The 12079-nt window shown below is 65.3% G+C and carries 12 protein-coding genes; 6 read left to right on the top strand and 6 right to left on the bottom strand.

The genetic code is table 11. From position 1 onward, the window contains the following. Positions 1 to 28: 28 nt before the first annotated feature. Both ctaD and fadD2 read right to left on the bottom strand, forming a co-directional pair. The gene (gene ctaD, locus H7J86_RS12010) at positions 29 to 1699 is read right to left on the bottom strand and encodes an aa3-type cytochrome oxidase subunit I (protein WP_267291179.1); all 1671 of its coding nucleotides are present in this window, start codon (positions 1697 to 1699) and stop codon (positions 29 to 31) included. Between the two features lie 130 nt (positions 1700 to 1829). Then, complete coding sequence (fadD2, locus tag H7J86_RS12015; RefSeq protein WP_090358443.1) at positions 1830 to 3500, bottom strand: long-chain-fatty-acid--CoA ligase FadD2; 1671 nt, start codon at positions 3498 to 3500, stop codon at positions 1830 to 1832. Positions 3501 to 3554: 54 nt separating this feature from the next. Here fadD2 and ligD point away from each other — a divergent pair, with 54 nt between their 5' ends. Next, positions 3555 to 4784, top strand: coding sequence for a non-homologous end-joining DNA ligase (gene ligD / locus H7J86_RS12020; protein ID WP_267291181.1), 1230 nt, complete (start codon positions 3555 to 3557; stop codon positions 4782 to 4784). Positions 4785 to 5006: 222 nt separating this feature from the next. After that, a complete protein-coding gene (locus H7J86_RS12025; protein WP_090358440.1) occupies positions 5007 to 5429 on the top strand; it encodes an STAS domain-containing protein in 423 nt (140 codons plus the stop codon). 156 nt (positions 5430 to 5585) lie between these two features. On the opposite strand, the gene H7J86_RS12030 is transcribed toward H7J86_RS12025, so the two are convergent. Then, a complete protein-coding gene (locus H7J86_RS12030) occupies positions 5586 to 6386 on the bottom strand; it encodes an acyl-CoA thioesterase (RefSeq protein WP_090358438.1) in 801 nt (266 codons plus the stop codon). 217 nt (positions 6387 to 6603) lie between these two features. Here H7J86_RS12030 and H7J86_RS12035 point away from each other — a divergent pair, with 217 nt between their 5' ends. Continuing rightward, the gene (locus H7J86_RS12035; RefSeq protein WP_090358437.1) at positions 6604 to 6915 is read left to right on the top strand and encodes a hypothetical protein; all 312 of its coding nucleotides are present in this window, start codon (positions 6604 to 6606) and stop codon (positions 6913 to 6915) included. 54 nt (positions 6916 to 6969) lie between these two features. Here the strand turns inward: H7J86_RS12035 and H7J86_RS12040 are convergent, their stop codons facing one another. Then, positions 6970 to 8046 (bottom strand): NAD(P)H-dependent amine dehydrogenase family protein, encoded by a 1077-nt coding sequence (locus H7J86_RS12040; RefSeq protein ID WP_090358435.1) that lies wholly within the window; start codon positions 8044 to 8046, stop codon positions 6970 to 6972. 7 nt (positions 8047 to 8053) lie between these two features. Next, positions 8054 to 9073, bottom strand: a complete 1020-nt coding sequence (locus H7J86_RS12045) for an aromatic ring-hydroxylating dioxygenase subunit alpha (protein ID WP_187098008.1) — start codon at positions 9071 to 9073, stop codon at positions 8054 to 8056. 57 nt (positions 9074 to 9130) lie between these two features. On the opposite strand from H7J86_RS12045, the gene H7J86_RS12050 reads away from it, so the two are divergent. Continuing rightward, on the top strand, positions 9131 to 9805 hold the full coding sequence (locus tag H7J86_RS12050; RefSeq protein ID WP_187098007.1) for a TetR/AcrR family transcriptional regulator: 675 nt from the start codon (positions 9131 to 9133) through the stop codon (positions 9803 to 9805). Here the strand turns inward: H7J86_RS12050 and H7J86_RS12055 are convergent. Beyond that, entirely contained in the window at positions 9747 to 10184 is a 438-nt protein-coding gene (locus tag H7J86_RS12055) for a pyridoxamine 5'-phosphate oxidase family protein (protein ID WP_090358429.1), read from the bottom strand. The two genes, H7J86_RS12050 and H7J86_RS12055, sit on opposite strands and share 59 nt — an antisense overlap. Positions 10185 to 10291: 107 nt before the next feature. Between H7J86_RS12055 and H7J86_RS12060 the strand changes: the two genes are divergently transcribed. Both H7J86_RS12060 and dosR read left to right on the top strand, forming a co-directional pair. Then, positions 10292 to 11281: an Acg family FMN-binding oxidoreductase gene (locus H7J86_RS12060; protein ID WP_090358427.1), complete on the top strand. Its 990-nt coding sequence runs from the start codon at positions 10292 to 10294 to the stop codon at positions 11279 to 11281. A 144-nt stretch (positions 11282 to 11425) separates the two neighbouring features. After that, on the top strand, positions 11426 to 12073 hold the full coding sequence (dosR, locus tag H7J86_RS12065; protein WP_090358425.1) for a hypoxia response regulator transcription factor DosR/DevR: 648 nt from the start codon (positions 11426 to 11428) through the stop codon (positions 12071 to 12073). Positions 12074 to 12079 lie beyond the last annotated feature (6 nt).

Below are 12079 nucleotides of genomic sequence, written 5' to 3' on the forward strand. Positions count from 1 at the left end.
TCACCCCCGGTGGGGACCCTCGGGTCGTTCAGTGCGCGCCTTCGCCTCGGCCCACATGGGCCTCCGCCCGCAGTCGCTCCACCATGTGCGGGTAGTGCAGCTCGAATGCCGGTCGCTCCGAACGGATCCGGGGCAGCTCGGTGAAGTTGTGCCGCGGCGGCGGGCACGAGGTGGCCCACTCCAGCGAGTTGCCGTGTCCCCATGGGTCGTCCACCGTCACCGGCTCGCCGAACCGCCAACTCCGGAACACGTTCCAGACGAACGGCAGCGTCGAGACGTTCAGCGTGGTGAACCCGTCGGTGGGCAGGTAGTCGGCGTAGCGGCGCGGCATGCCCTCGTCACCCAGCCAGTGCTGCACCAGGAAGGTGGTGTGGAAGCCGATGAAGGTCAGCCAGAAGTGCAGCTTGCCCAAGCGCTCGTCGAGCAGTCGGCCGGTCATCTTCGGGAACCAGAAGTAGATGCCCGCATAGGTGGCGAACACGATGGTGCCGAACAGCGTGTAGTGGAAATGCGCCACGACGAAATAGGAGTCGGTGACGTGGAAGTCCAGCGGCGGGCTGGCCAGCAGCACACCGGACAGACCGCCCAGGAGGAAGGTCACCATGAAGCCGACCGAGAACAGCATCGGTGTCTCGAAGGTCAACTGCCCCTTCCACATCGTGCCGATCCAGTTGAAGAACTTGATACCGGTGGGCACCGCGATCAGGAACGTCATGAACGAGAAGAACGGGAGAAGGACCGCGCCGGTCGCGTACATGTGATGCGCCCACACCGCCACCGACAGGGCGCCGATGCCGAACGTCGCGTAGACCAGCGTGGTGTAGCCGAAGATCGGTTTGCGCGAGAACACCGGCACCACTTCGCTGATGATCCCGAAGAAGGGCAGCGCGATGACGTACACCTCGGGATGGCCGAAGAACCAGAACAGGTGCTGGTAGAGCAGCATCCCGCCGTTGGCCGGATCGTAGATGTGCGCACCGATGCGGCGGTCGGCGGCCAGGCCGAACAGCGCTGCCGTCAGCAACGGGAAGATGACCAGCACCAGGACCGAGGTCACCAGGATGTTCCAGGTGAAGATCGGCATCCGGAACATCGTCATACCCGGGGCACGCATGCAGACCACGGTGGTGATCATGTTGACGGCGCCCAGGATCGTGCCGAGACCGCCGACGGCGATACCGAGGATCCAGAGATCCGAACCTGCACCCGGACTGTGCACGGCATCCGAGAGCGGGGTGTAGGCCGTCCAGCCGAAGTCCGCCGCACCACCGGGAGTGATGAAGCCGGCAAGCGCGATCAGCGCACCGAACACGAACAACCAGAAAGACAGCGCATTCAGTCGCGGGAACGCCACGTCGGGGGCGCCGATCTGCAGCGGCAGAACAAGATTGGCGAAGCCGAACACGATCGGGGTGGCATAGAACAGCAGCATCGCCGTGCCGTGCATGGTGAACAGCTGGTTGAACTGCTCATTGGACAGGAACTGCAGACCCGGCGCCGCCAGTTCGGTGCGGATCATCAGGGCCATCAGCCCGCCGATCATGAAGAAGATGAAGCAGGCGACGCAGTACATGATGCCGATCAGTTTGTGATCGGTCGTCGTGATCAGCCGGTAGACCAGATTGCCCTTGGGGCCCATGCGAGCGGGAAAGGGTCGGCGCGGCAGGACTTCCGGGATGGAGGGCGCTTCGGCTACCACATTCGTCTCCCCCGCCTTGCGGCGTGATCGGCACTGGACTGTCAGAGCACCTCAACTCTGCGACCTGTCCGCGTCTCGATCTAGGGACTAAAGTCCCGACTGCGCAGCCGACCGGGTGATGTTCAGGGCATCACAGCTCACGCAGCTCGCGTTTGAGGATCTTGCCGGTCGGGTTACGGGGCAGCTCGTCGAGGAAGATCACCTCTCGCGGCACCTTGTAGCGGGCGAGATTCTCCTTGACATACGTCTTGATCGCCTCTTCGTCGACGGACGCACCCTCGGTCTTCACCACGAAAGCACGCAGCCGGTGCCCCCACTCTTTGTCCTCCACGCCCAGGGCGGTGGCCTCGACCACCTCTGGGTGGCCGCTGATGAGGTCCTCGACCTCGGCGGGGAAGACGTTCTCGCCGCCGCACACGATCATCTCGTCGTCGCGGCCCGATACGTACAGCAGACCGCCTTCGTCGAAGTACCCGACATCACCCGAGGACAGCATTCCGTCGATGATCTGCTTGCCGCCGCCGCCGGTATACCCCTCGAACGGGAAGGTGTTACGCACGAAGATGCGCCCGATCTCGCCCTGCGGAAGCTCAATCCCGTTGTCGTCCAGGATTTTCACCGTGATGCCCTTGACCGGGGGACCCACCGTCGCGGGATTCTTGGACAGGTCCTTGGGCCGGGCGATGGAGGCGAACGCGATCTCGGTGGACCCGTACAGGTTGTAGATCACCGGACCCAGGTCCTTCAGCGCCCGGGTGGCCAGCTCCGCACCCAGCTGCGAACCGGATACGAACACGATTCGCAGGCTGGACAGGTTCGGCTTCGGCTGGGTCTTCTCCAACTCGTCGAGTATCCGGGACAGCATCACCGGCACGACGACGATCGCGGTCACCTGGTGCTTCTCGATATCGGCGAGCACGGTGGCCGGTTTGAAACGGCGGCGCAGCACCAGAGTGGTGCCCAACATCATCGCGATGGTGGCGTGCAGGAAGCCGAGTGCGTGGAACATCGGGGCCGGCAGCGAGGTCACCTCACCGGATTTGAAGGGCACGTGTGACAGCACGCCGCCGATCGGCGCGAGCGAGGGCGGGGTGCTCCGGTTGGCGCCCTTGGGGGTACCGGTGGTGCCACTGGTCAGGATGATCACCGAGGAGTGTTTGGTGGCCTTGGGCGCGGGCTGCTTGCTGCTGCGCTTGATGAGATCGGCCAGGGTGTCGTCGGTACTGCCCGACGGCGCGTCCGTGTCCGGGTTGGTGGCCAAGGCGCGCAGCTTGCCCAGCGCGGGTTCGGCCTGCGCCACCGCCGCGGTGTACTCGTCGTCGTAGATGACCAGCTTGGCGCCCTCACGCTCGGACACCTCTTTGATCTGCGGACCAGAGAACTCACTGTTGAGCAGGATGATGCGGGCTCCGACCCGGGCCGCGCCGTAGACGCTGATCAGAAACCAGCGGTGGTTGCGGATCAGCAGCGCGACACCGTCGCCGCCCCTGACACCCATATTGCGCAGGCCGTTGGCCACCGCATGGGCAGCTTCATCCAGCTCGGCGAAGGTGATCTCGCCGTCATCGTCGATGATGGCGGGTCGGTCCGGGTAACGCCGCGCGTTGAGCGCCGGGATCATGCCGAACTCTCCCCAGCGCCGGATGTCGGCGAGCATGGCCACGAAGTTCTGCGGCGGCTCGAGCTTGAATGCGCCCGCCTCGAACATCTTGCGGGCGTAGTGCAGCTCCGCCGCGCCGCGGTCGAAGTACTGCTGGGCTTTCGCGGCCACCTGCGCCGGCAGGTCGAAAAGACTGGGCATACGGCCACAATATGTGACACACGTCGCACCCGGGTCGGTAACTACCATGGGGCCATGGCCGAAGCGGTCTCACTGGAGGTGGGCGGCCGGCAGGTACCGATCAGCAATCCGAGCAAAGTGGTGTTCCCCGACGCAGGGGTCACCAAACGGCAGCTGATCGACTACTACCTCGCCGTCGCCGATGGGGCGCTGCGCGGTGTCGCGGACCGGCCGATGATCCTCAAGCGTTTCGTCAAGGGCATCTCCGAGGAGGCGATCTTCCAGAAACGCGCCCCGGAGAAGCGGCCGGACTGGATCGAGGTCGCCGAGCTCAAGTACGCCTCCGGCACGTCGGCCAAGGAGGCCGTGCTCACCGATGCGGCGGGACTGGTCTGGGCGGTCAACCTCGGTTGCGTCGACCTCAACCCACATCCGGTGCGGGCCGCCGACCTGGACCACCCCGACGAGTTGCGGATCGATCTGGACCCGATGCCCGGGGTGGAATGGGAGCAGATCCTCGCCGTGGCACAGGTGGCGCGCGAGGTGCTCGACGATCACGGTCTGACCGCCTGGCCGAAGACCTCCGGTTCGCGCGGATTCCACATCTATGCCCGCATCCACCCGCACTGGCCGTTCAGACAGCTTCGGCTGGCCGCCGAGACGGTGGCCCGGGCGGTCGAGCAGCGCGTACCCGACCTGGCGACCGCGCGCTGGTGGAAGGAAGAACGCGGTGAGCGCGTCTTCGTGGACTTCAACCAGAACGCCAAGGACCGCACCGTCGCCTCGGCCTACTCGGTGCGGGCCACCCCGGACGCTCGGGTCTCCACTCCGCTGCACTGGGCGGAGGTACCGGGTTGCCGAGCCGAGGCCTTCACCATCGCGACCGTGCCCGCACGGTTCGCCGATATCGGCGATCCGTGGGAGGGCATGGACGACGCACCGGGCGGGCTGGAGCCACTACTCGCCCTGGCCAAGGAGTTGGGGCCGCCGGAGAAGCCGGCGAAGGCGTCCGGTGGAACGGGCCGGCGAGTGTCGCAGATGCCGCTCATCGAGGTAGCCCGCACCAAGACCCGGGATGAGGCGCTGGCCGCACTGGACGTGTGGCGGGGTCGCCACCCCGCGGCCGCCGACCTGCTCACACCGGTCGACGTGCTGGTCGACGGGATGCGTGGCCCGAGCTCGATCTGGTACCGGGTACGCGTCAATCTGCAGCACGTTCCCGAAGACCAACGCCCGCCACAGGAACCGCTGATCGCCGACTATTCGCCCTGGGTCGGTTACACCGGTGGACAATTTCGACGCTGAGACCGGATCGGGGCTACTCAACGGTAAGTTGTCGTCAATTATTGAGGAGTACTCTTAGAGTAAGCCAAAAGTGTTGCGCCTCAACAGAATAGAAAACTCTCAGCAAAACCTTATGGGCTCATCAGGCGCAGTTCTTAGCAAAGTATTAATGCGTACTCCCAGGTACCTTAAATTCGCCCGATAACTTCGGTGTTAGTTCGAAGCACCGAAGGGAGGCATTACATGACGATCGCATTCAGGTACGGCAATCCGGCGGTCGACTGTGACGGTGCCCAGCTGCGCGCACAGTGCCGCCATCTGGCGACCGTGGCGACGCTCACCGGAGTCATCGACGACGCCAACTTCGACCGACTCACGCATCGAGTCCGGCAGATGGTGCTCACCGAGAAGCCGTTCGTCCTCGACCTCAGCGGCGTGACGGGGCTGTCCGCGCGCGGCGTGTCCCTGCTCTACGGACTCGATGACGAGTGCGACCTCGCCGGTGTCGAATGGGCACTGGTTGCCAGCCCGCAGGTGCTCGACATTCTGCGGCTCCTCGACGACGCCTTCCCGATCACCGCATCGGTACCCGAGGCACTGCATCACTTCGCCGAGGGCACCCTGGCCCGCCGGCGCCTGCTCCCACTCCTGCACAAGACCGCATAACAAAGAAAGGCGGATCACATGTTGCTCGATGTTCGCTGGTTGACCGCGCTGGTCCGCCGTCACCGCAAGCACGCCCACTAACTGCGTCACCAAGAAACCTGGCCGGCGAGTCGCGCGACTCGCCGGCCAGGTTTTTTCATGTTCAGCCCAGCGCGTTCAGGCCTTGTAATAGACCAGCTGATGCGTGGTCGCCAGCAGATCGCCCGCCCGGCTCCAGATCTGCGCCGATTGATCGAAGTGCCCACCCGAGAACCCCTGGGCACGTGCCGTGGCGAGCAGGTATCCGTCACCCTGCTCGGCCAGTTCAGCCGGACCCGCATGGAAGTACGCGGTGAACGAGATGGTGCCCGCAGGCAGGAGCTGACCGCGCCGCAGCCAGAGACGCGGATAGAAGATGTCGCACAGCGAGGTGAGTGAGGCGAAATCGATCGGGCGGGCAGGTCGATCGCGAACCCACAACGTCGTCGTCGACGACGTCGACTCACCGGCACCGGCAGCGGGCAAGGCACCGTCGATGAATCGGAGGTCGTAATTCCTGGTCCATGCCACCCCGAACCCGGCACTCGCGTCCTCGATCGACTCCGGCTCACCCACGTCCGGGCGCGCGATCTCGGTGTCGGCCCAGGTTTCCCGGCGCACCGCGAACACCGCGGTCGCCGTGGTCTTCACCTCACCGTTCTGACTCAATTCGACGTACCAGTGCTGGTTGGACCGGTTGGTTCGCACGGCCCGGGCCCGAACGTCGAAATCTCCGTCGGCGATCGGCGCCAGATAGTTCACCGTGAGCGCCACCGGAAACCCGTGCGCGTCACGCTGGAGCTCGACCGCCCGCAGCAATGTGGCCGCGGTGATCCCGCCGAACGGGCCCACCATATTCGCCCATTGCGGAATCGTCCGCCCTCGTAACAGGCCGTCGCCCAGGGCTTCCAGGGCAATCCCATCGTCGAACACCGTCATCGGCGTGACTTTACCCCGGATCCTTTGACAGGCTAATCAGTAGGTCACCGGAAGCGGTGAGCGGGATCGGGGCCACGATGCCGCTGTGAGACACCCCGAACGCTGCCCATCGGTTGCAAGTATCCGTAAAGCACGCTGATGCAGCGATTTTCCGGGAATGCCGCGTACGGGAACCCTCTTGATCCTTCTGTCATCGGCGTCGTGTGAAGGAGCGGAGATGCGGGATTTCCAGAAGCGCGTGTGTGCTGTGGTCGGCGGCGGGGCGGTCGCCGTCGGCCTGTTGATCGACGTCATCGGCAGCGCAGCGCCGTCCACCGTCGTCGCCGGCGGGTCGGGGGACTCCTCGACCACCGGCATCTATTCGTCGCCCGTGGTGCCGGCCATGACGATCAACGCCACCGGCAACATGAAGCTCGGTTCGACCGCGACGGCTCAGCTTCCCGCGTCGACGCCGGCCACCCCGCTCGCGGCACCCACGTACAAAGCCACCGCCGCGGCGACCTGCGTCAACAACGGCCAGTGCCCGTGATCACCGATGAGCTCGGCGGCCACTTTCGGCACCGGACCGGACCTGCGCTGCAGGTCATTTGAAGCGGCCGGCGAAACCGCGCAGGGGCAGGTCCGCACTGGTGAGCAGCCCCGGTGCAGCGGCGATGACGGACCGGATGGCGTGCAGCGCAGGCATACCGGTGACCGTCATGCCGATCGAGGCGAAGTTGTCAGGGTTCGACAGGTCCACGCCCGGTTTCGGGAAGATCATGTGCTTGTTGTAGACACAGGGGTCGCCCTTGATTTGAGTGATGTAGCAGCCCTTGATATCCCAACTCGGATCCGTATGCGGAGTCATCTGCCATTCAAGATGCGTCTCGACCCGCGGCACTCCGTCGACCATGCCCTGGTACTTGATGTAGTTGCCGCCCAGGGAACCCTTCGGCAGCACGTACCAGCCCAGGTCGACGTCTTTGGTGCATGCGCCGAGCTCGTAGCTGAACTTGACCTCGTCGAGCTCGAGTCCGAAGCAGTCGGCCATCATCAGCACGCTGTCGGCGAAAACCTCGGTGTACTTGCGCAACTTGTCCGGAATCGACGGATCATCAACGGGCAGACCGTATCCCACCTCGATCCAGGTGTCCTTGCTGTGATGGCAGGACACGTCGACGGATTCGATGGTGGTGACGTTCTCGATCTCGGCGACGTCGGCCGAGCAGACCACGCCGAGGATCTGGTTCAGACCGGGGTTCATACCGGTGCCGTAGAACGTGGCACCACCCTTCTCGCACGCCTCGGCGAGTACTTGGCTGACGGGCTTTCCGGACGGGTGCGGGTGGTTGGTGTCCCTGTGCCAGCCGGTGATCCAGTCGGCGGTGGTGACGATATCGATCCCCGCCTCCAGTACCTGGACGTACAGATCCTCATCCGGGAACACCCCGTGAAAGGTCAGCACATCGGGCTTCGCCGCGATGATCTCGGCGATCGTACCGGTGGCGATCACCCCGTTCGGCGCTGCGCCGGCGAGTTCACCGGAGTCCCGTCCGACCTTCTCGGGCGAGTAGCAGTGCACGCCGACGAGTTCGAGTTCGGACTGCGCGGCGTACCGCTTGATCATCTCGGAACCAACGTTGCCGGTGGCCACCTGGAATACCCGGATCGGTGTATTCATATGACTGTCAACCCTTCTGGTGTGCGAGGTCCGCGGCGCTTCCGCCCCGGCCGTCGGGATAGAACTGCATGGCCCACGTGCGAATCGCCGTGAAACCCTCATATTCAGAGGTCGACAGCGCGGGTGGATCCGAATAGCGCTGGTGACTCCAGATGTGGATGTCCTGCGCGAACTGACGGATGATCTCCTCGCCGAACGCGACGGCTTTGGCCTGCGCCCTCGGTGAATCCTTGCCGGGCACCCGCCCGATGTAGGCCATGAAGCGCACGTCGGACGTGCGATCGTCGACCGGTGTGATGGCCGAGATGGTGCGATTGTCGACCATCCCCCAACTCTTGGTCACCGCGATGCCGAGTCCGCCGTTGATGGCCTCCACGCCACTGCGGACATCGTCTATGGACTGTTGCTCGTCGCCTTCGAACGTGATGGTGAAGTCCACGTATGAGGTGGGCTCGGCGAAATCGTGCCGGGTGAACACCGGCACGATCGGGGTTTGGTGCACGTACTTGAAATGTGCGAAGTCGACGCCGTTTTCGAGGACGTACTGCGGGTGCAGCTCCAGCGCTTCACGGTGCAGGCGCTGTTGCGGCCAGTAGTCATCGATGCTGCTGCCGTCCCCGAATGCGGCGAACACGTCGGGCACGTCGAAGAAGGGCTCGCGTCCCTCGGTGTCATGCCAGATGTAGATCGACTGGTTGAGTTCGGCCACGGGGTAGGTGCGCATGCGGCGACCGCGGTTGGGGCGTGGTTCGTACGGGATGCAGACGTTGCGCCCTTCGGCGTTCCATTGCCAGCCGTGGAATGGGCACTGGATGACCTCGCCGACGACATGCCCGCCGAAGCCGAGGTGGGCGCCGAGGTGTTCGCAGTACGCGTTCATCACCGTGACCTGGCCCGATTCGGCGCGCCAGGCCACCATTTCGGTGTCGAAGTACTTCATCGCATGGACGTCGCCGACGCCGATCTGGTCCGACCAGGCAACCTGGAACCAGCCCGTCGGTTTCATCGATAACGGCGGTTTTGCCATGAGCCCTAGAATCACAGAGGGTTCTATCAAAGTCAACCATCGCGTAGCATTCGCGTGATGACCGAAGCCGCCGAACGCCGCACCAACCGGCGCGGCGCAGCGTCCCGAGAAAGCATGCTGGAGGCGGCGCTGCACGCGTTGGCTTCCGGCGAACCAGGGTCGGTATCGGGTAATCGGATCGCCAAGGATGCCGGGGCCACCTGGGGCACGGTTAAATACCAGTTCGGCGATATCGACGGGCTGTGGGCGGCGGTGCTGCGCTTCACCGCGGAACGGCGCGGCGAACTGCCGTCCCGTGCCGCGCCGCACGGCCCGCTCGCCGTGCGCGTCTCGGCCATCCTCGACGTCATGTACGACGGGCTGACCGCGACGGACTCCCGCGCCATCGAGAATCTGCGCGCGGCACTCCCCCGCGACCGCACCGAACTCGAGCGACTGTTCCCGCAGACCGCGTCGGAGTTGGCGTCCTGGCAGCGGACGTGGATCGAAGCCTGCCAGAAGGCTTTTGCCGATCTCGATGTCGACCCGGCCCGGGTGCGTGAGGTGGCGCTGTTCATCCCCGGGGCGATGCGCGGCATCACCTCGGAGCGGCAACTCGGCAGCTATATCGACCTCGATGAGGCCCGTCGCGGCCTGTCCAACGCGATCGTGGCCTACCTGGAGGCGTCGCGCCTCACCCCAGACCGCAACCCCACTCCGGTTCGGAGCCGAAAACAAAACGGCGACCGCTGATCTCGGCCGGGGTGATCCTCACATAGCGCTGTTTGACGGTGGCCGTCCACGGCAGCACCTGGGCCCGGTCGGCGGCGGCGATGTCCTCCGCGGTGTCGAGCACCTCGGCCACACCCTTGACCACCACGCTCCAGGCGTTCTCCAGGCCGTGGTCGTCGGCCTCCAATGCCACCCGGTCGTTGAGCACGATCTCGGTGAGCTTGGCGCCCTCCGCGGTCCGGATGATGATCTGGCGCCGCATGACGACGAAGTTCACCGGGAACACGTCGGGCTGCCCGCCGACACTGGTCGCCAGCCGGCCCAGGGTTACCGACGACAGCAGATCCCAGCTCTCGTCCGCGCTGAGCACCGTGATGGGCGAATCGTCCGAAGTCGTCATGGCGCTCACGCTAACGGACGCCGGCCGCCGCTCGATAGCGCTGAAAGTCCCGCGATTGAGGACTTCTGGCCCTGCTGCGCGCCGCGCCGGCGGAGCAGGATCGGGGGATGCCGACGACACTGCTGCCCGTCACCGTCATCGAGGAGGCTGTCCGCCTTGCCTGCCGCGCCCCGTCGTATCACAACAGCCAGCCGTGGCGGTGGGTGATCCAGTCCGGCACCGTGTCGCTGTTCGTCGATCCCGACCACCTGGTCGCCTCCGATGCCGACGGGCGGCAGGCCCTGCTCAGCTGCGGCGTCGCCCTGGATCATTTTCGGGTGGCCATGGCGGCCGCCGGCTATGCCAGCCACGTCGATCGCTATCCCGACCCCGACGACCATCACCGCATCGCAGACATCCGCCTGAGCAGGCTGGCCGAGGTCACCGGCGCTCAGCGCCGTCGGGCCGACGCCATCTTGCACCGGCGCACCGACCGGCTGCCGTTCGCCGCCCCGCCGGACTGGAATGCCTTCGAACCGACGGTGCGCGCCGCCGTCGACAGCACGGCCAACCCCTTGGGGTGTGCCGTCGACGTGATCGACCCCGCCGACCGGGAGACCCTGGCCGAGGCGTCCCACCTCACCGACGCCCTTCGGCTCTACGATTCCGAGTATCACCACGAGATCACCTGGTGGACTTCGCCGTACGAGGTCAACGACGGTATCCCCCACACGTCGCTGGTATCGGCGCAGGAGGCCGACCGCGTCGACGTCGGCCGGACCTTCCCCATCACGCACAATCGGGAACGCCGACTCGACGTCGGCGAAGATCAGGCACGGCTGCTGGTCATCTCCGCTTCCGACGACACCCGAGAGGGTGTCCTCGCCGCCGGCGAGGCGCTGTCTGCGGTGCTGCTGGACGCCACCATGGCCGGGATGTCGTCGTGCACACTGAGCCATCTGACCGAGGTGCCCGCCAGCCGGGACATCGTCGCGGCCTTGGTCCATCGCGCCTCGCCGCAGGTGGTGGTGCGACTGGGAATTGCCCCTCCGCTGGAGGAAGTGCCGCCGCCGACGCCGCGCCGGCCGCTGCACGACGTGCTGCGTGTCGAGATCTGATCAACCCCGTCGCTTCGCTCGCCCCCGTATTCAAACCCCGTCGCTTCGCTCGCCCCCGTATTTAAACCCCGTCGCTTCGCTCGCCCCCGAAGTACCCACACCGCCACTATGGTGACCACAGGGTCTCTCGCGAAAGGTCTGCCCATGGTCTCTGTATTTCTTGTCGACGACCACGAGGTGGTGCGGCGCGGACTGATCGACCTGCTGGACTCCGACCCCGAACTCGACGTGATCGGCGAGGCGGGATCGGTGTCCGAGGCCTTGGCACGTATCCCCGCGTTGCGTCCCGACGTCGCGGTCCTCGACGTCCGCCTGCCGGACGGCAACGGAATCGAACTGTGCCGAGAGCTGTTGTCCCAGCTGCCAGACCTCCGGTGCCTGATGCTCACCTCGTTCACCTCCGACGAGGCGATGCTGGACGCGATCCTGGCCGGCGCGAGCGGCTATGTGGTGAAGGACATCAAGGGGATGGAGCTCGCCCAGGCCATCAAGGAAGTCGGAGCCGGCCGTTCGCTGCTGGACAACCGGGCCGCCGCGGCACTGATGGCCAAGCTGCGCGGCTCGGCCGAACAGGCAGACCCGTTGTCCGGGCTCACCGATCAGGAACGAGTCCTGCTGGACCTGCTGGGCGAAGGGCTGACCAACAAGCAGATCGCGGCCCGAATGTTCTTGGCGGAGAAAACCGTGAAGAACTATGTGTCGCGGCTGCTCGCCAAACTCGGGATGCACCGCCGCACCCAGGCCGCGGTCTTCGTCTCAAAGTTGGATCGCCGGCCGACCCAGGGACAATAGACTCCT

This window comes from Mycobacterium hackensackense (assembly GCF_025822555.1).
Lineage (GTDB): Bacteria > Actinomycetota > Actinomycetes > Mycobacteriales > Mycobacteriaceae > Mycobacterium > Mycobacterium fluoranthenivorans.